Genomic DNA, 20,150 nt, shown 5'->3' with positions numbered 1-20,150 from the left:
AGGAAAAGGAAATCATGACAAACTCATTCTTCATCAACCGTCTGTCTCAAGAGCCGCACGCCCTGCTGTTTTCGGGTCAATCAACGCCTTGGCCCACGGCTTTGGCGGATTTGTGCGCCGAAGAACCCATGAAGGAGACGCTCGGCGAACATGATGCATCGGCGAATCGTTTGATCAGCGACGTCGCCACGGAGTTGTTGGCGACCAACGGCCGTCAACTGGATCTCTTCTCATATCAGGCGAATCCGGCGAAACTCGGAGCAGCCGCGGACGCCTCGGCATCGGTTCCCGGCATTGCCCTGACGCAGCTTGGTGCAATCATCGACATGGATCAGCTTGGTTATGATCTTGGTTCATCCAAGCCGTCGGCGCTTTTGGGACATTCGCAGGGAGTACTGGGCGTGCACATGGCGCAGGCCGTGCTGGATGCCGGTTCGCTGTCCGCCGCAACCAAACAGATCGATGAGATTCTCGCCATCGCCAAGCTTATCGGTTCAGCGGGGACGCGTCAGGTCAGGCGTTTGGGCATCCATCAACAGGGTGAGGCCACGCCCATGCTCTCAGTCAAGGGCGCGACACGAAAGCAGGTCGAGATTCTGATCGACCGTGTTTCGTCGCCCAAGGGGCCGATCAGCATTGCCGTGACCAACTCGCAACGGCATTTGGTCCTTTCCGGATATCCGGAGGATCTGGCTTCGTTTGCTATCGAGGTCGGCAAGGAGGCGAGCCATCAGGCAAAACTGCGTGAAAGCAAAGTACGCGGCGGCACCCCCTTCAATCCGACGCTCGAATATCTGGACGTCACCCTCCCATTCCATTCGCCGCTCATGGCGGATGCCGTGGAGGAGTGCGTCGCGTGGGCTGCGCGCTGCGGTCTGGATGTGCGACGCTCCAGATCTTTGGCTCAGGAAGTGCTGCTGTGCCATGTCGATTGGGCCGCACAGGTGCACGATCTCCTCGATCGCACGGATCCAAGCAAGTTGTGGCTCGTCGATTTGGGGCCTGGAGAAACCATAGGCAAATTGGTGACGAACCTGACGCAAGGTACTGGAGTGGGTGTCGTGGAAGCTTCCACTAGGGCCCAACGCAGTGATTTGGCAACCATGCAGGGCGACCCTGAACGAAGCCAGGACTGGTCCAGCTTCAAGCCGACCTTGCTCTCCACTCCCGCCGGCGATCGGATTTCCACGGCGTTCAGTCGTTTGACTGGCAAACCGCCGGTCCTGCTCGCTGGAATGACGCCTACGACCGTTGATCCACAGATAGTGGCGGCGGCCGCCAACGCTGGTTATTGGGCTGAATTGGCCGGCGGCGGACAGGTCAGCGCGGAAGTGTTCGAGCGCCACATGAAAGAGCTGGAAGGGGAGCTTGAGGAAGGTCGTACCGTCGAATTCAATGCCATGTTCATGGATCGCTATTTGTGGAACCTGCAGTTCGGCTCCCAGCGCATCGTATCCAAGAAACGCGAATCAGGGGCTCCTATCGACGGGGTCGTCGTCTCCGCTGGCATTCCGGAATTAGATGAGGCTCAGGAACTGATCGATCAGCTGAATTCGGATGGATTCTCGTATGTCGCGTTCAAACCTGGAACAGTAGAGCAGATACGTCAGGTCGTGGCGATTGCAAAAAAGGTCGCGCCCAAGTCCATCCTCATGCAAGTGGAAGGCGGTGCCGCCGGTGGACATCATTCCTGGGAATCCCTGGACGATCTGCTATCCACAACATACGCCCAGGTCAGGGAGTGCCCCAACATCGTCCTCGTGGCCGGTGGCGGCATCGGCACGCCCGAACGGGCGGCGGACTACATATCCGGCCAATGGTCACGGGCTTATGGTCTGCCTGACATGCCCGTTGACGGCATCCTGGTCGGAACGGCGGCGATGACTGCTAAGGAGGCCCATACCAGTCCTGACGTCAAGCAGGCGCTGGTGGCAACACCAGGAATCGATATGACACAACCCGACCCCGATCCCTTCGCCCCGATTGGTGAACGTTGGGTTCCGTCCGGACAAGCCGTTGGAGGAATGAGCTCGGGCCTGAGCCATTTGCACGCAGACATCTATGAGATCGAGAACTCCTCCGCCGAATGTGGTCGCCTGCTCGTTAGAGTGATGAAGCACCCTGACGAGCTCGAATCTCGTCGTAAAGACATCATCACTGCCTTGGACAAAACGGCGAAGCCGTATTTCGGTGATGTGGAGGAGATGACCTATCAGCAGTGGGCCCAGCGCTTCGCACAATTGGCATGCCCTTGGGTGGATGACACCTATGTCGATCGTTTCCTGCACCTGTTGCGTCGTATTGAGGCACGTGTGTGCGATCTTGAATCCGGCGAATTCAAGTCGATCTTCTTGGATCGCGAGGATGTGCGTGACGCCGACCGGGCGCTCGGCAGGCTACATGAGGCTTATCCTCAGGCTGATGAGATGAAGGTCGTGCCCACTGACGTGGCATGGTTCCCGACGCTGGTACGCGAATATCCCAAGCCGATGCCGTTCGTACCGGTCATTGACAACGACCTGTTGCGTTGGTGGGGTCAGGACCAGTTGTGGCAGTCCGAGGACGATCGCTATAGCGCGGATTCGGTGCGAGCCATTCCCGGTCCCATTTCGGTCGCCGGGATCACGACTATTGACGAGCCGGTGGCTTCGATTCTTTCGAGGTTCGAACAAGCCGCCGTCACCAGGGTCCGCCAGGAGAGCGGAGAGCCGCAGCAAGCCTATTCGCAGCTTTCATGCGCTGCTTCGGCAGAGGAGTTTATCCGTCGCAGCCCCCATATCTCCTGGGTCGGTCATCTCATGGACAATCCCGCATTTGGAACTCCCGTCGCGGATCGCGATTATGAGATTCGTCCAGCCGGCAGTGAGCAAGGTCTGGATCTGTACGATCTTGATATTCATCTTGACACGTTCTGGGATGATGACCTTGACGGTGGCATCAGCAAACACGCGGTTCGCCACATCGTCATCCCCCTGACCGTAGATGCCGGCACCCCCGGTGCGTCACCGGTCGTCGATCGCAATCGTCTTCCTGAAGACGTGTACGATCTGCTTGCCGCAACCGCGGGTATCGGCAATACCAGCATCACCGGCGACAGGCTTGACGCGATGCCGGCGATCGAGTATCCGGACGATGCCGAAGGCCATCCATTCGGTGTGGCTCACACAGAATATACACTCAGCGGCAATCTTGGGTTCGACCATGAGGCTGCGACGGGAGCTGCGTTGCCATCGGGTCTCAGGCCTTCGGCCATCGCGCCGGACGCGCTCGTAGGCCCCGCTTGGCCGGCGATCTATGCGGCGCTTGGATCGGTGAGCGTGGACGGGTTCCCGATCATCGAAGGCCTGCTCAACGCCGTGCATCTCGATCACCTCATCGAGTTGGAGGTCGATCAGGAGGAGCTTCTGAGCCATGTGGGGCAACGTGTCCTGCTCACCTCATGGGCGGAGGATTACAGCGAGTCGGCCTCAGGCCGTGTGGTCACCATCCATGTGCGTCATGCGGCTGAGGATGGGACGGTATTGGCCAACGAGGTCGAGCGTTTCGCCATCCGAGGCAGGGCGTATTCCGACCAGTTGCCGCAGCCGGCGCCTGACTATGGTGGAATAGAAGCGGACATCGTTGACACCCCGCGTCGCCTTCTGCGCAAGGTCAGCGTCACCGCTCCGGCTGACATGACGGCTTTCGCCCGTACCTCCGGTGATTTCAATCCAATCCACACTTCAGTTCGTGGAGCCAAGGTCTCAGGCCTCAAGGCGCCTCTGGTCCATGGCATGTGGTTGTCGGCAACGGCCCAGTATGCGCTCCAGGCCACGGATGAGCAGGGCATGCACTATGAAATTGCCGGTTGGACGTACAACATGTACGGCATGGTGCAATTGGGTGACAGGGTCGAGATTTCGATCGAGCGCGTCGGGAAAGTACGCCACGGCGGTTTGGTCCTGGAGGTCATCTGCCGGATCGGCGGCGAGCTTGTCTCACGCGGCACCGCCATAGCGCGCATTCCACGGGTTGCTTACGTTTACCCGGGCCAGGGCATCCAGCAGCAGGGTATGGTTTTGGATGAGAGAGCCAAGTCAGCCGCTGCGCGCGAGACTTGGGAACGAGCCGACGCTTTGACGCGTTCCAAGCTCGGATTCTCCATTTTGGCGGTCGTCAGGGATAATCCCAAGTCGCTCACGGCCAAGGGGGTAACGTATTACCATCCCGAAGGTCTGCTTAACCTCACACAGTTCACCCAGGTGGCTCTCGCGACCGTGGCTTTCGCGCAAACGGCGCGCCTGCGCGAATCGGGTTCGGATATTTGGCCTGCTTACTTCGCCGGACATTCTTTGGGTGAATACAATGCGTTGAGCTCCTTCGCGGGAGTCATGTCCTTGGAGACTGTTCTCGAGCTGGTGTTCCACCGTGGATCCACCATGCACTCCCTTATCGAGCGCGACGAGCAGGGGCGTTCCAATTACCGCATGGGGGCGCTGCGACCCAATCAGTTTGGCTTGGGGGATGACGGAGTCAAGGAATATGTGCAGTCCGTTTCGCAGGAATGCGGTGAGTTCCTAGAGATTGTAAACTACAATCTCGCCGGCCAGCAGTATGCCATCGCCGGAACAATCGCCGGCCTGGAATATCTTAGGGCCGATTCGAATCGTAGGGCGAAAGAGGCCGGCGGCAAACCCGCCTTCATGTATGTTCCCGGCATCGACGTGCCCTTCCATTCCTCCTTGCTGCGTAAGGGTGTGCCTGAATTCCGCGACACCCTGGACAAGCTCTTGCCGCAGTACATCGACTATTCGCGTTTGGAGGGTCGTTATATTCCGAATCTGGTGGCTCGGCCATTTGAAATGACCCGTGATTTCGCTGCTTCCATACTGGAGGTGGTGCCTTCGGAGCGAATCAGGCAGGCGTTGGACGATCCGGCGGTATGGGATTCCTATGCTTCGGATGACCAGAAGCTGGGCCGTCTGCTTCTGACGGAACTGCTCTCCTGGCAGTTCGCCTCTCCTGTGCGCTGGATAGAGACGCAGTCGCTGATGTTTAGCTCCAAGGAACAGGGTGGTCTGGGTCTTGAGGAGTTGGTTGAGGTCGGTCTGGGCCATTCGCCGACGCTTGCGAACATGGCGGCCAAGACATTGAAGCTCCCCGATTTCCGTGAGCGCCAGGTTGTGGTGTATAACCTAGGGCGTGATGAGTCACGCGTCTACCTGACTGACACCGACCCCAACGCTGCCATAGATGACGGTGAGGAAGACGAAGCCGGTGCCGTGGAGACTTCGGCTTCTTCGTCCACCGCCCAGAGCCTTGCGGGGTCCGAGCCCGTTGCCGAGGCTCCCGCCACGCAGGCCGCCCCGGCCCAGGGACAGGTGGGCGCTGGCAAGACGGCTTCGGCGGCTTCGGTGGCGTCCGAAGCTCCTGGTTCGGTTTCTGGTGCCGATGTTGCTGACATTCCTTTCCGCGCCAGTGACGCGATCGCAATGCTGTTGGCTTATTCTGCAAAGATCCGACCCGATCAGATAGGCACAACCGACACCACGGACAGCCTGACCAATGGAGTGTCCTCACGACGCAACCAGCTGCTGATGGACATCTCTTCTGAGCTTGGAGTCGCGTCCGTGGACGGTGCCGCCGAAGCTTCCATGACTGATCTGAGCGCCTTGGTCAACAAGGTGGCTCCCAATTACAAGCCATTTGGGCCTGTTCTTTCCGAGATCGTCCGTGACCGTGTCAAGGCCTTGTTCGGTCCTGCCGGAATAAAGCTGAAACAGGTGGAGGATCGTGTATCCGATGTCTGGAAACTTGGACCGGGCTGGGTGGCGGCCGTAGTCTGCAGCCTTGTATTGAACACTCGAGAAGGTGCCTCCTCCCGCGGCGGGGAACTCGCCAAGCTCCCTACGCAGGCGGTTTCGACCACGGGTGCGGCCAATGCGCTGATCGACCAAGGCGTACAGGATGTGGCGCAGGTCAGAGGAATCGCCGTTGCATTGCCCAATTCCGGTTCGGGAACGTCAGGTTCGGTGGTGGATTCCGCAGCTTTGGATGCGTTCGCATCCAGGGTCACCGGTTCGCAGGGACTTCTGGCTTCTACTGCTCGGTTCGTTTTGGATCAGCTTGGACTGCATGAGCCTCTTCCTGCCAACGGCGAGGATGAGGATGCTGCCGTCGTATCTGCCGTTGAGGCTGAACTTGGTTCCGATTGGCCCAAGCAGGTCGAAGCGCAGTTCGACGAGCGAAAGGCGGTGCTTTTCGATGACCGATGGGCCAGTGCACGTGAGGATCTGGCCCGAATCTACTATGAGGATGATGCTGATGCACATTCTGCCTCCTTCGTCGGAGCCGGTGTCGATGTTCAGTCCCAGGCCGCTTGGTATGAGCGTTTGGCCGGGGCAAATGGCAAACCGGAACTGGCTCAGGTCTTCGCGCGCATCGCCACGGAGGCGGGCAAACAGGTCTCGCTGGATCCCCATGCCTGCGAATTCGTAGGTGATATCGCCGTCGTCACCGGTGTATCCCGCTATTCCATAGCCGGGTCCCTTGTAGCCGGCTTGCTTGCAGGAGGGGCCACGGTGGTGGCCGTTATGCACGACCTTGACCAGCAAAGCGTGCAGTGGGCCAAGAAGCTGTATCGGCAGCACGCCGTGGCCGGCGCCAAGCTGTGGATCGTACCTGCGAATCTGTCGAGCTTCAGGGATGTGGATGCTTTGGTGTCCTGGGTGGGGTCCACTCAAAAGAAGACCACAGGTGCCACGACCACCATTCTGAAGCCGGCCATGGAACCGACCATCCTTCTTCCATTTGCGGCTCCGCCGATGCATGGGACGATGGCTGATTCAGGAAGGCTGTTCGAGTCCCAGGCGAGGCTCATGCTCTGGAGTGTGGAGCGTATGATTGCCGGCTTCTCCCGAATAGGGGAGGATACGGATGTCGATCACAAGCTTCACGTTGTTCTTCCTGGTTCCCCCAACAGGGGCATGTTTGGTGGAGATGGTGCATACGGCGAGGTAAAGGCCGCCATGGACGCGATTGTCAATCGTGCGGGAAGCGAACATGACTGGTCCGACCGCGTTACCTTTGCTCACCCCTTGATTGGCTGGGTGCGAGGCACCGGACTCATGGGCGCCAACGACTCGCTCGTCAAAGCCGTGGAACGTCATGGAGTGCGGACGTATTCCACTCAGGAAATGGCGGATAGGTTGCTTGGCCTGTGCACGATGCAATCTCGCCGTCAGGCATTGGACGCGCCATTGAAGGTCGATTTGACGGGTGGACTGGGTCATGAGGCTCTCGACCTTCGTGAGCTCAAGTCCGAGGCTGAGGCGGACAATGAAGGCTCCGTCCGTAACGAAGGGCACGAGCCCGTCGCCGTTGCCGGCACCGATGTGAAGCGAATGCTCAAGGCGCTCCCAACCCCGCGTGTGCCGAGGCAACCGAAGATCGATTTATCGCAGTGGGATGGTGTGACGGCCAAGCCGGAAGAGCAGATCGTCATCGTCTCCATCGGCGAAATGGGCCCGTGGGGCTCCGGTCGTACTCGTTTCGAGGCCGAGATGGGCATCCATTCGGATGGCACGGTCGATCTCAGTGCCGCCGCGGTGCTTGAATTGGCTTGGAACATGGGCTTGATCGAATGGCAGGACAGCCCGACACCGGGTTGGTATGATGCTGACGGCAATCTTGTTGCTGAGGAAGACATCGCGGAGCGCTACCATGACGAGGTCGTTGCCCGTTCCGGTATCCGCCCGTTCGACGAGGGTATGGGTTCTGACTATCGTGATGGAACCGATGAGGAAGAGGTTGACGTCTTTCTTGATCATGACGTCGAATTCTCTGTGCCGACCCAGGAGATGGCCGAAGAGTATGTGAAACTCGATCCAGACCACACCCAGGTGAGTGAGGATCGGGAGTCCGGTGAATGGAATGTGACCAGGACCTCCGGTTCGAAGATCCGTGTGCCCCGCCGCGCGACCATGAGCCGAACCGTAGGTGGGCAGTTCCCCAAAGGGTTCGACCCAGTGAAGTGGGGCATCCCCGCCTCTATGGTTTCCGATGTCGACGAAATCGCCTTATGGAACATCGTCACTACTGTTGATGCCTACCTGTCGGCCGGTTTCACGCCAGTTGAAATCCTTCAGGCCGTGCACCCGTCCAAGGTGGCTTCCACACAGGGCACCGGTTTCGGCGGTATGTCGTCCATGCGCAAACTGTACCTCGACCGTTATCTGGGTCGTGAGATACCTACGGACATCCTGCAGGAAGCCCTGCCCAATGTCGTAGCTGCGCACGTCATGCAGTCCTATATCGGTGGGTACGGCAATATGGTTCAACCTGTTTCGGCTTGCGCCACCGCCGCTGTTTCGCTCGAGGAGGGCGTGGACAAGATCGCTCTGGGCAAGGCCGATTTTGTGGTCACCGGCGCGATTGACGACATTGGCGTGGAGTCGGTCATCGGTTTCGGCAACATGAACGCCACGGCAAACTCATCGGAGATGTATTCCAAAGGCATAGCCCCGCGCTTCTTCTCGCGAGCCAACGACCGCAGAAGGGGCGGCTTCCTTGAGTCTCAAGGCGGCGGGACCATCCTCCTGACCCGCGGCGACATTGCGCTGAAGATGGGACTGCCGGTGGCCGGTGTCGTGGGGTACATCCATTCATTCGCCGATGGCGCGCACACCTCCATTCCCGCCCCGGGTCTCGGAGCCCTCGCTGCTGGCATGGGCGGCAAGGATTCCGATTTGGTGCGTTCATTGGCGAAGTTGGGAGTTACACCTGACGACATCGCAGTTGTTTCCAAGCATGACACCTCCACGAACGCCAACGATCCCAATGAATCGGAGCTGCATAACACGCTGGCCCATGCCATCGGCCGCTCTGAAGGCAACCCGCTCTACGTCATCTCTCAAAAGAGTCTGACCGGACATGCGAAGGGAGGTGCCTGTATCTTCCAGATCAATGGGTTGACCCAGCTGTTCGCTTCAGGCGTCATACCGGCGAATGCGGCGCTGGATTGCGTAGATCCGGAGCTGGAACGTGATGACCATATGGTGTGGCTTGAGAAACCTTTGCATGTGGGTTCCATTAAGGCCGGTCTCGTCACGTCGTTGGGCTTCGGGCATGTCTCAGGCATCGGAGCGATAGTCAGCCCCGGAGCTTTCGAAGCCTCGGTGGCCAAGAACGAGGGGGATGAAGCACTGCAGCAATGGCGTGCTCAGGCGAACGCACGTTTGGCCGAAGGACAGCGCCGGCTTCAGGAAGGGCGTATGGGTCGAGCCGCGTTGTACGAGCCGATCGACAACCGCCGTTTCCATGAAGACGCGCCGGGATACAACGCGCATGAACTTGAAAAGTCCATGTTGCTTGATCCCGAAGCCCGTTTGGGAGTTGATGGTTATTTCGAAGCCTGATGACGGCGTGACGGGGGTGGCTCACCGTTGAACGCACGTTGATTCGTCCGGTCTGTCATTTGGATCGGACGAATCGTCTTTAGGGGAGTGTTTCGGCTGTAGGACGAGCTTCGCCGCTGTGATTGGACGGGCGTGCTGTATCGCTCATACGCCATACTTGAGGCATGGGAGAATCGGAGGTCGTGGGTGGTATGAATCGGATCATGGCGATCGGGCATGATGTCGTTGATGTGGGTGCCTTCGGCGATCAATTGCGGCAGCCTGGCTCTCGCTTGAGCGAGTTGTTCTCAGCGCGGGAGCGGCGGCAGGCATGTTCCTTGGCCAGCGTCAAGAACGATGGTCAGGCGTTACATCTGGCTGTCCGGTGGGCCGGCAAGGAGAGTGTCCTCAAGGCATGGTGTGCTGCATTGGGGCATCGTCCTGTGCCGTATGGCATCGACGATTTCCCGTGGCCGCAGGTCGAGATCATCGATGATTCGCTTGGAAGGCCCGGAGTCTATCTAACCAAGGAACTCAATGATCTGCTGCTCTCGTCGCTGGGCATATGCGGTGATGTACATTGGCTCATCAGTTTGAGTCATGATGGGTCCGTCGCCTCGGCCGTGGTGCTGCTTGGCCTCGATGATCCAGGTTTTTCGGACAGCTGACGTATTTTACCCCGATCGGCCGGAGTGGCCGTGATGGATTACCGGTACCAAAGACATTCAGCTTTCGCCGGTACTGGTCGATTCACCTTTGGTTGTCGTTATCGCTTTAGAGTCGACTTGTAGGGTGAGGCTGTGCCGGCCGTACGCCAGCCGTCTGCGTTTGTGCAGTCACGGGTCATTGGTGATTGCTCTGTAGGGGAGTAACGATAGAATCGGCTCCATGAGTGCGATTGAAAGCCTTGGTTCATGGCCCGCGCCGGCTGCAAGCCAGCCGATTAATGCAACGGTGCAGATACCAGGCAGTAAGTCCTTGTCCAACAGGTATCTGATATTGGCGGCATTGGGGCGTCATCCGGTCCGTATCGAAGGCCTTTTGCGATCGCGCGACACTGAGTTGATGATGCAAGCGTTGCGTGAATTGGGAGTCGTCATCGAATGTGATGAGACGGATGAGACGTGCGTGAGGATTACGCCTCCTGATGGAGGTGTGTTTCATGGTTCGGTGACTGTTGATTGCGGGTTGGCGGGCACCGTCATGAGGTTCGTCCCGGGACTTGCCTTGTTTGCGGACGGACCGGTTCGTTTCGATGGTGACAAACAGGCCTATGAACGGCCCATGAAGCCGCTCCTGGACGGGTTGGAACAGCTTGGAGCCCGCATCCACTACGACGGGCGGTCGGGTTATCTTCCCTTTACATTGGTTCCACCTGTATATGACTGCTCTGGGAACAGCTTCAATCCAGGACATCATCTTACAGCTTTTGACGGCGGCGTCGGGGATTCCTCCAAAGCGGACTCTTCGAACATCGTGAACGGGAGTGAGCGGTCTCAGGAACGGGATTGCCGTGGTCGCGCCGTCGCGAAGGCGTGTCGTGTGGCAATCGATTCATCATCCTCATCGCAATTCGTTTCAAGCCTGTTGCTGATCGGTTCCCGTCTTCCCGGTGGGTTGCATCTGTGCCACACGGGAAGCGTGTTGCCGAGCTTGCCACATATTAACATGACCATCGATGATGTGACTGTGGCAGGAGGTCAAGTGATTTCGCCCAAGTCCGCTGAATGGATCGTTCGACCAGGTGGGTTGCAGCTGCCTGATGGCGTGGTCGTTGAGCCTGACCTTTCCAATGCTGCGCCGTTCCTGGGAGCAGCGCTTATATCTTCAGGGGCGGTACGCGTACCAAGATGGCCGCGCCGAACCACTCAGCCGGGGGGACTGTTGCCCGGCATTCTCGAAAGGATGGGGGCCGAAGTGACTTGGAACGGCCTTCCGTATTCCGGCATGTCTCGGTCTTCGTGTGCGAACGGCGTGTTGGAGGTTCGGGGACAAGGTGAGATCCATGGACTGGGGCACTATGACATGTCAGCAGCGGGGGAGATCACTCCAAGTATCGCGGCTCTGGCGGCCCTGGCCGATGGTCCGACGGCACTGGTGGGTATCGGGCATCTTCGAGGTCACGAAACCAATCGGCTCGCTGCATTGGTGACGCAGATACGGGGCATCGGTGCGTGGGCGGACGAACTCGATGATGGCATTGAAATCGTTCCCGTGCCGCGTGAGAGACTGCACGCCGCTCTGATGGATACCTACGCCGACCATCGCATGGCCACATTTGCCGCCATGATAGGACTGGCCGTTCCGGGAACACGGGTGCGCGACATCTCGACGACGAGCAAGACCTTGCCCGGCTTTGTTAGCATGTGGGCGTCCATGCTCGGCGCTTGACAGCTGCGACACCAATCCATACCGGAAAGCTGCGGTCCGGACTCTCGTTATCACAAAAAGACCGGAACGGACATAAGGTCGTTCCGGTCTTTTTCATTGTCGCCTGTAGTCTGGCAATGGCGTGGAATACGCCGTGGCTACTTGGTGAATTCGTTGCCGTAGGAATCCTTGCCCTCGGCGGCGATGGCCGCCGACTTGCGTGCGATGGCAAGCTCTTCGTTCGTCGGGATGACGGCGATGGTGACGGAGCTATCAGGAGTGGAGATGATCCGGGCTTCCTTCGAACGGGTTTCGTTTTTCTCGGTATCGAACTTCACACCGAACGGCTCGAGCTTCTCGAGTACGCGACGACGGACCTCGGAGTCGTTCTCACCCACGCCGGCAGTGAAGGTGATGACGTCAACGCCGCCCATCTGTGCGGTATAGTTGCCGATGTAGCCCACGATGCGATGAACGTAAATCTCCATGGCGAGCTTGGCATCCTCGTTGCCTTCCTTGATGAGGCGGTCAATCTCTCGCATGTCGGAGAAGCCGGTCATACCGAGCATACCGGAGCGCTTGTTGAAGAGCGTATCAAGCTCGTCCACACTCATGTGTGCATTGCGGATGAGATGGAAGACGACGGCCGGGTCGATGTCGCCCGTGCGGCTGCCCATCATCAGACCTTCCAGAGGTGTCAGGCCCATTGAGGTGTCCACGGGCTTGCCGGAGATCTGTGCCGAGGCGGATGCACCGTTGCCGATATGGAGCACGATCTGCTTGAGGCCTTCAGCGGGCTTGCCGACTACGCCCGGCACGACGCTTCCGACATACTCGTGGCTGGTGCCGTGGGCACCATAACGGCGGATCTTGTACTGCTGCGCCACGTCCTTGTTCAGTGCGTAGGTACTGGCCTCCTTGGGAAGCTGGAAGAAGAAGGATGAATCGAAGACGAAGATCTGTGGTACGTCCGGCAGGAGCTGTGCCATGACCTCGGCGCCCGCGGCTTCGGGGCCGTTGTGCAACGGGGCGAGCACGGCGAGGTCCTTGACTTGGCCGATGGTTTTCTTGTTTACCAAGGCCGGCTTGGGGAAGACGGATCCGCCCTGCACAACGCGGTGACCTACGGCTACGATGCCTGATTCCTGAAGGTCCGGACCGTACTCGGCGAAGAAGCCCAGCACGCGCTTGAGTCCCTGTTCGTGATCGTGGATCGGCTCCTCGAGTTCGTGCTTCTCACCGTTGTATTCATGCTTGTAATGCCCGTCGATGGGCTCGCCAATCTTCTCGACCAGACCAGAGGCGATGCCCTCTCCGGACTCAAGATCGACCAGCTGATATTTGATCGAACTGGAACCGGAATTGATGACAAGTACGGTTTTCGCCATTGCTTACTTCCTCCATAGCAGTGATAAATAAGTGCCGCCTGCAAGCGGCCGCTGGAATACAAGTCTACTCACAAGCTCTTACAACATCTTTGACTAGGGTTTGGAGTTTCCAGTGGCTATAAAGAGGCCGTGGGATTGAATTCCTCCTAGAACATTCATCCCACGGCTTTGGTATGCGGCCATCGCCTTACTTCATGCTCATTGTGCCTCGACGGCCGTCAGTGCCACCGTGTTGATGATGTCCTCCACCAAGGCCCCACGCGAAAGGTCATTGACGGGTTTGCTGAGGCCCTGAAGCACGGGGCCGATGGCCAAGGCACCCGAAGTGCGCTGTACGGCCTTGTAGGCAATGTTTCCAGCGGCAAGGCTGGGGAACACGAACACATTGACGTGACCCGCCACAGCGTTGCCTTTGGCCTTTGTGGCGGCCACGCTCGGACTCCAAGCCGCATCGAACTGGATGGAGCCGACGACCGGTAGTTCCGGCGCCTTCTCTTTGACTATCCTCGTAGCCTCCTCGACCAGATCCACATCCGGTCCTTTGCCTGAACCGAGGGTGGAGTAGCAGAGCATGCCAACCTTGGGGTCAAGGCCAAACGAGCGGGCGGTGTCCGCAGATTGGATGGCGATGTCCGCAAGTTGTTCGGCGGTGGGGTTGAGGTTGATGGCGCAGTCGGCGAACACGGCGACATGGTCCTTGAAACACATGAGGAATGCGCCGGAGACCAACGATGCGTTGGGCTTGGTCTTGATGACTTGAAGCGCCGGCCGGACGGTGTTCGCCGTCGAGTTGATGGAGCCTGATACCAGGCCGTCGGCCTTGCCCATCACCACAAGCATGGTGCCGAAGTAGCTTGGGTCCTCCAGCTGCTTGCGTGCCTGTTCGGAGGTCATGCCCTTCTTCGCACGCAGCTCGCACAGTTTCGCCGTCATCGGTTCCAGTACGGATTCGTCGTCCATCGCCTGGAAGCTGGCCTTGGACAGTGAGTTCAGACCCAGTTCCCTGCCTCGTTCAAGTATCGCCGACTCGTCGCCCACGATGATGAGGTCCACGATGTCGCGCTCCAGCAGGTAGTCTGCCGCCTTGATGATCCGGTCCTCCGAGCCCTCCGGCAGCACGATGGTCTTCCTATGGGCTTTGGCACTGGCAAGCAGACTATTCTGGAAAGCGTACGGGGTGGTCGGAGCTGCGAACGGAGTGTCCAAGGCGGCGAGCACTTGTGAGGCCGGGGCGTTGTTGTTGAACGCCCTGTCGGCATCCGTGCAAGCATTCGCATTCGCATCATCAGGGAAATCGAGGGCGGGAATCGTCCAGACAGGGACCGGGAAGCCCTCGAGCGCCTCCTGGGCGTCGGCGGCCTTCTCGTCCGTGCAACCGGTGACGAACACGCCGGCCACCCTGCTTCCTGCGGCCTCAACGCTGCGGGTGCACGCCTCCACCGTGGCCTTCACCTGCTGGCCGTTGCGGGGTATGGTGCAGACGGCCAGAAATACGGGAGCCCCCAGATCTGCGGCGATATCGACGTTCAGGGCGAAGTTTTCGGGGTCGAAAATCTTCGACCCATCGGTGCCTACTACTACGGTGTAATCGGGGTTCAGATCGTCAACGGACGCGTGGAAGGCGGCCGCGACATCACCTCGAGTACCGGTTTTGTCCTGCAGCGCCCTGCGTGGGCATACGCCGATCACGTTGCGAAGGTCCTGACCGCAGTTCGTGGCATCGAGCAGCACGGGGGTCAAAGGGTCGTTTTTTTCACATGCCACCGATCGATATATCGCGGTCCTGCCTTGTGACGACAAGGCCTTGGTGACCCCCCAGGCCACGACATTGCGGCCGTTGCCGCCTTCTGGGCTGGCGATGTAAACAACTTTGTTTGTCAAGGTTACACTCCTTCATGAACGTTCCGACCATGACTTGGCGTTGTTGCCAAGCAACGGTTTCCATTCTAGGGGAGTCCTTGACGCAATCCCTCAAAGACGGCGCATCAGGAGATTGTTGAGCGCCGGTGGTGTCGCCCTAATACCGTTACTTGACAAATGAAAAACAGGTGAGGATACCGGAAGTCATCCAAGTATCCTCACCTGCAGTGATGGGACCAAGCCGTGGTCAGGCCGGTCGGCGCATTCACGTCAGTTCATCATTCGTTGTCGCCAGCGGTAGCGGCGGTTGCGGAGATCGAACCCTCATGGGTCGGATCCACTCCTGAATACACCCAATCCGTGTAATCAGGATGGTCATAGCCCTTATCGACTGCGAACTGGAAGGCATCCTTACGGAACTTCTCAAGCTCAGCGATCTTGTCGGCGTACTTATCGGCATCGACCATACGAAGCGCCTCGGCCTCCAGCTCGTAGCGGTCCATGTCGTTAACGCGAACCATGTCGTACGGAGTGGTGGTGGAACCCTGCTCCTTGTAACCGTGAACGTTGAAGTTATCGTGGTTCGGGCGGTCGAAAGTCAGCGAATGGATGTCGTTTGCGTAGGAGTGATAAGCAAACAGAACCGGCTTGTCGGAGGTGAAGAGCTCCGTGAACTCCTCATCGGAGAGAGCCTCGTCATTGTACTTGGGGGACTGCAGCTTGATCGTGTCCACCACGTTGACGACCTTGAACTTGATGCCAAGCTCCTTGAGTTTGTCGGAGGCCGCCATAATCTCCTGGGTAGGAACGTCACCCACACAGGCCAGGACGACCTGCGTTTCTTCATTGTTCTTGGCAGTGGAAGCCCACTTCCATTCGGCGGCGCCCTTCGTGAGCTCAGCGCGGGCCTCATCAAGCGAGAGCCATGTGGAGGCGGGCTGCTTGCCCGCGAAGATCGCGTTGATCTTGTTGGTGGACTTGAACGCCTCTTCGGCCACGGCCAGCAACATGTTGGCGTCGGCGGGGAAGTACTCGCCAATCACATGGTCGTTGTTGAAGTTCTTGTTCAGCAACAGGGAGCTCACACCCGGATCCTGATGGGAGAAGCCGTTGTGATCCTGACGCCATACATGCGATGAAATCAGCATGTTGATGGAGGCGATGGGCTTGCGCCACGGAATTTCACGCACCGTGGCCTCGAGCCACTTGGCGTGCTGGTTGAGCATGGAGTCGATCACATGGGCGAAGGACTCGTACGTGCTCCAGATGCCGTGACGACCGGTCAAGACATAGCCCTCGAGGAAGCCTTCCATCTGATGCTCGGAGAGCTGCTCCACGACTTGGCCGGAGACGGCCATGTGCTCGTCAGTCAGAGCGGAGAGATAGCCGTTGTCCCACTGTTTGTCGGTCACGTCATAAGCGGCCTGGAGACGGTTGGAAGCGGTCTCGTCCGGTCCGAAGATGCGGAAGGAGTCCGGGTTGTTCTTGATGATGTCGCGGGTGTAGTTGCCCAGCTGGCGCGTTGCTTCGAGCTGACCCCATCCATGTCCGAACTTCTCGACCTCGGTCACTGCGTAGTCCTCAAGCTTCGGCAGCTTCAGATCTTCGCGGATACGGCCGCCATTGGCGTTCGGGTTCTGACCGATGCGCAGTTCGCCCTTGGGCATGAACGCGGTGACTTCAGGACGCACGGCACCGTTTTCGTCGAAGAGCTCTTCGGGCTTGTAGGACTCCAGCCAGCCCTTGAGGATCTGGAAGTGGGCCTCGGTGTCCCGGGCGGAAGCCAGCGGCACCTGGTGGGCGCGCCAAGACCCTTCGGTCTTCTTGCCGTCGATGAACTTGGGGCAGGTCCAGCCCTTCGGAGTGCGGAAGATGATCATCGGGTAGGTCGGGCGTTCCATATCGTTGGTCTGCGCCTTCGCCTTGATGTCACAGATCTTGTCGAAGACCTCTTCAAGCAAGGCCGCGAAACGACGGTGGATGGACATGTGATCTTCGTCGTCGAAGCCGGCGACGAACTCGAAGGGTTCGTAGCCCATGCCCTCAAAGAACTCATGGAGCTCGTTATCGGGGATGCGCGCCAGAATGGTCGGATTGGCAATCTTGTAGCCGTTGAGGTGCAGAATCGGCAACACAATGCCATCGGTGCGGGGATTGACGAGCTTGTTGGACTGCCAGCCAGTCGCCAGCGGACCGGTCTCGGCCTCGCCGTCACCGACGACTGCGGGAACGAACAGGCTGGGGTTGTTCATGATGGCGCCGTAGGCATGGCTCAAAGCGTAACCGAGCTCACCGCCTTCGTGGATGGAGCCCGGGGTCTCAGGGGCGAAGTGGGAAGGAATGCCGCCCGGGTAGGAGAACTGGCGGAAGAACTTCTGAAGTCCCGCCTCGTCGTTCGTGATCTTCGGGTAGTACTCACTGTAGGTGCCGTCCAGATAGGACTGCGAGGTGCCGGCGGGGCCGCCATGGCCCGGACCCATGATGAACACGGTGTTCTGCTGGTGGTCGGCGATGAGACGGTTGATGTGTCCAAGCAGGAAGTTCAAGCCTGGGGTGGTTCCCCAGTGGCCCACCAGACGATGCTTGACGTCTTCGCGGGTGAAGGGTTCCTTCATCAACGGATTGCTACGCAGATAAATTTGGCCGATCGAAAGGTAGTTCGCGGCGCGCCAGTATTTGTCGACGCCTTCAAGGGTTTCGTCGGAAACCGGAGAATCTAGCTTCTTCCACGGTGTTCCAATAACAGGACTTGTCATGTGTACTCCTGTACTCCTGCACGTAATGTGCGCTTGATTTGTTTACCATCAGAGTGCGAATTCCCTTGTCCCATAGAACTTCGGGTATTCGCTCCAATCGCCTATAATCGTACCCGGACAAGCAGACTTATGGGACTTTTTTTTGCTGCTGTGTGCGAAAATGTAATATCGCTGATTGAAAATGTGAAAATATTTCGACTACTTGTGAATTTGTTCCAAGACTTTTCGAGATTTTAAAACGTTGAAATGTTGCGATAGCGACCATTTTCCAACCTTTTGCAATGTTCAATTCGGTGTGTTTGATTTCGGCGTGTTGATGTGCGTTACGTTCTGATTTGTTCGTTTGAGGCGCAGCGTGCACGACGTCGATTTTGTCGTATTGAGCATTGACAATGGTAGTAAATTGTACGATAGTCGATTTTATCGTCGGTAATAATCAGGACAAACAGGATTGGTAGGGAAACGCATGGCATCAGGTCCAGTGCTTGTAGTCGATTTCGGGGCTCAATACGCCCAGCTCATAGCTCGACGAGTACGCGAAGCGAACGTTTACTCGGAATTGGTGCCGCACTCCATGCCAGTGGATGAGATGCTTGCGAAAGACCCCAAGGCTATCATCCTATCTGGCGGTCCTGCCTCCGTATACGAGGAAGGTGCTCCCAGCATCGACAAGAAGGTGTTCGAAGCGGGCGTTCCGGTACTTGGCATCTGCTACGGGTTCCAGGTCATGGCCCACGAACTGGGCGGCAAGGTCGACAAAGCAGCGTTGGGGGAGTACGGCAAGACCGAAGTCATGGTGGATGAGGCGCGTGGCATTCTCGCCGGCTCGCCCAACGAACAGGATACCTGGATGAGCCATGGCGTGGCGGTTGAGCAGGCTCCCGAAGGATTCGAGGTGCTCGCTCACACCGAGGGTGCGCCGGTTGCGGCCATGGAAGATTCCGCTCACAAGCTTTACGGAGTCCAATGGCACCCCGAGGTCAAGCACACTCCGCTGGGTCAGGAACTCATCTCCACGTTCCTTCACCGTTGCGCCGGTTTGCCGGATGATTGGAACGCCTCGAACATCATCGACGACCAGGTCAGCCGAATACGGGCCGAGGTGGGCGACGCACAGGTCATCTGCGGGCTTTCCGGAGGCGTAGACTCTGCGGTGGCTGCTGCATTGGTCCACAAGGCGGTGGGTGACCAGCTGACCTGCGTTTTCATCGACCACGGCATGCTGCGCAAAGGCGAGGCTGAGCAGGTGCGTCACGATTTCGTTGAGGCCACCGGCATCAGGCTCATCGAGGTGGATGCCTCTGAGGATTTCCTGGAGGCCTTGAAGGGAGTCACGGAGCCCGAGCGCAAACGTAAGATCATCGGCGAGAAGTTCATCAGAACCTTCGAGAAGGCCCAGCGGCAGGTCATCAAGGAGGCTGGAGCGCTTGGCAAGGAAGTCAAGTTCCTTGTGCAGGGCACGCTGTACCCGGACGTCGTGGAGTCCGGCGGCGGTGATGGCGCGGCGAACATCAAGTCACATCACAATGTTGGCGGTCTTCCTTCCGACATCAAGTTCAAGCTCATCGAGCCATTACGCTCGCTGTTCAAAGACGAAGTGCGCGCCATCGGGACCGAGCTCGGCCTGCCCGAGGCCATGGTGTGGCGTCAGCCGTTCCCCGGGCCTGGCCTGGGCATCCGTATCATCGGTGAGATCACGCGCGAGCGGCTCGATCTGCTGCGTGAGGCCGACGCCATCGCTCGTGAGGAGATGACGAAGGCGGGGCTGGACCGTGACATATGGCAGTGCCCGGTCGTGCTGCTGGCGGATGTGCATTCAGTCGGCGTGCAGGGTGACGAGCGGACCTATGGCTCACCGGTCGTGCTGCGGCCGATTACTTCCGAGGATGCCATGACTGCGGATTGGTACCATTTGCCGTATGACGTCCTGGCCACGATTTCGACGCGTATCACCAACGAGTGCAGGGGCATCAACCGTGTGGTGCTGGACTGCACCTCCAAGCCGCCGGCTACCATCGAATGGGAGTAAGCCATGTCCGTATGTGCCGTCTTTCTCGAGCCGGTTTGCGGTTGTGTGCGGTGCCATTCGTCTTCAGAGCCGGTATGACTGGACATCGATTCGTCGATCTTGTTTCCGAGCAACGTCCGGAACGGCAGAGGCAAGGTTAACTCATGAAAAAATGGTCTGCCCTTTCTATGTAGAGCGGACCGTCGCGCGTTAGATCATGCAGTCATCATGGTTTGTGCCCACCTTCGTTCATAGCTTTGAAACCGTTCTTCTTTGCGCCGATGGTGGGACATGGGAATCTCATTGTCTCTATGGAAGACGTGGCAAGGAGTCACGGGTTCAAATCCCGCCTACTCGACGTGGAAAGCCTGAAGTTCCTGCGTTTTCAAGACGT

Annotated in this window: 7 protein-coding genes; 4 read left to right on the top strand and 3 right to left on the bottom strand. The window is 58.4% G+C overall.

Features of this window, described 5'->3' with window-relative positions:
- The first annotated feature begins 14 nt into the window (after positions 1–14).
- The 3 genes from BBOMB_RS02440 (at position 15) to BBOMB_RS02430 (ending at position 11,765) form a co-directional block, all read left to right on the top strand.
- Positions 15–9,395, top strand: coding sequence for a type I polyketide synthase (locus BBOMB_RS02440; RefSeq protein ID WP_044086687.1), 9,381 nt, complete (start codon positions 15–17; stop codon positions 9,393–9,395).
- A 164-nt stretch (positions 9,396–9,559) separates the two neighbouring features.
- A complete protein-coding gene (locus tag BBOMB_RS02435; RefSeq protein WP_238549856.1) occupies positions 9,560–10,042 on the top strand; it encodes a holo-ACP synthase in 483 nt (160 codons plus the stop codon).
- A 220-nt stretch (positions 10,043–10,262) separates the two neighbouring features.
- Positions 10,263–11,765 carry a 3-phosphoshikimate 1-carboxyvinyltransferase gene (locus BBOMB_RS02430; RefSeq protein WP_044086685.1) on the top strand — a complete coding sequence of 501 codons (1,503 nt, stop codon included), beginning with the start codon at positions 10,263–10,265 and terminating at the stop codon, positions 11,763–11,765.
- Positions 11,766–11,902: 137 nt separating this feature from the next.
- Here BBOMB_RS02430 and BBOMB_RS02425 read toward each other — a convergent pair whose 3' ends face one another.
- From BBOMB_RS02425 to BBOMB_RS02415, 3 genes are all read right to left on the bottom strand, one after another.
- Positions 11,903–13,132: an acetate/propionate family kinase gene (locus BBOMB_RS02425; protein ID WP_044086684.1), complete on the bottom strand. Its 1,230-nt coding sequence runs from the start codon at positions 13,130–13,132 to the stop codon at positions 11,903–11,905.
- Between the two features lie 198 nt (positions 13,133–13,330).
- The gene (pta, locus tag BBOMB_RS02420) at positions 13,331–15,013 is read right to left on the bottom strand and encodes a phosphate acetyltransferase (RefSeq protein ID WP_044086682.1); all 1,683 of its coding nucleotides are present in this window, start codon (positions 15,011–15,013) and stop codon (positions 13,331–13,333) included.
- 257 nt (positions 15,014–15,270) lie between these two features.
- Positions 15,271–17,748, bottom strand: a complete 2,478-nt coding sequence (locus tag BBOMB_RS02415) for a phosphoketolase (protein WP_044086681.1) — start codon at positions 17,746–17,748, stop codon at positions 15,271–15,273.
- 466 nt (positions 17,749–18,214) lie between these two features.
- Between BBOMB_RS02415 and guaA the strand changes: the two genes are divergently transcribed.
- Entirely contained in the window at positions 18,215–19,777 is a 1,563-nt protein-coding gene (gene guaA / locus BBOMB_RS02410; protein ID WP_044086680.1) for a glutamine-hydrolyzing GMP synthase, read from the top strand.
- Positions 19,778–20,150 lie beyond the last annotated feature (373 nt).

The organism is Bifidobacterium bombi DSM 19703, assembly GCF_000737845.1.
Lineage (GTDB): Bacteria > Actinomycetota > Actinomycetes > Actinomycetales > Bifidobacteriaceae > Bifidobacterium > Bifidobacterium bombi.
The sequence above is the reverse complement of the archived record's forward strand: the minus strand, read 5'-3'. Positions and strand labels throughout refer to the sequence as shown.

What these genes read in the sequence shown, in the direction of transcription:
- BBOMB_RS02440 (WP_044086687.1), top strand. Translation starts at nt 15, where the DNA reads ATGACAAACTCATTCTTCATCAACCGTCTGTCTCAAGAGCCGCACGCC.
- BBOMB_RS02435 (WP_238549856.1), top strand. Translation starts at nt 9,560, where the DNA reads ATGGGAGAATCGGAGGTCGTGGGTGGTATGAATCGGATCATGGCGATC.
- BBOMB_RS02430 (WP_044086685.1), top strand. Translation starts at nt 10,263, where the DNA reads ATGAGTGCGATTGAAAGCCTTGGTTCATGGCCCGCGCCGGCTGCAAGC.
- BBOMB_RS02425 (WP_044086684.1), bottom strand. Translation starts at nt 13,132, where the DNA reads ATGGCGAAAACCGTACTTGTCATCAATTCCGGTTCCAGTTCGATCAAA.
- BBOMB_RS02415 (WP_044086681.1), bottom strand. Translation starts at nt 17,748, where the DNA reads ATGACAAGTCCTGTTATTGGAACACCGTGGAAGAAGCTAGATTCTCCG.
- guaA (WP_044086680.1), top strand. Translation starts at nt 18,215, where the DNA reads ATGGCATCAGGTCCAGTGCTTGTAGTCGATTTCGGGGCTCAATACGCC.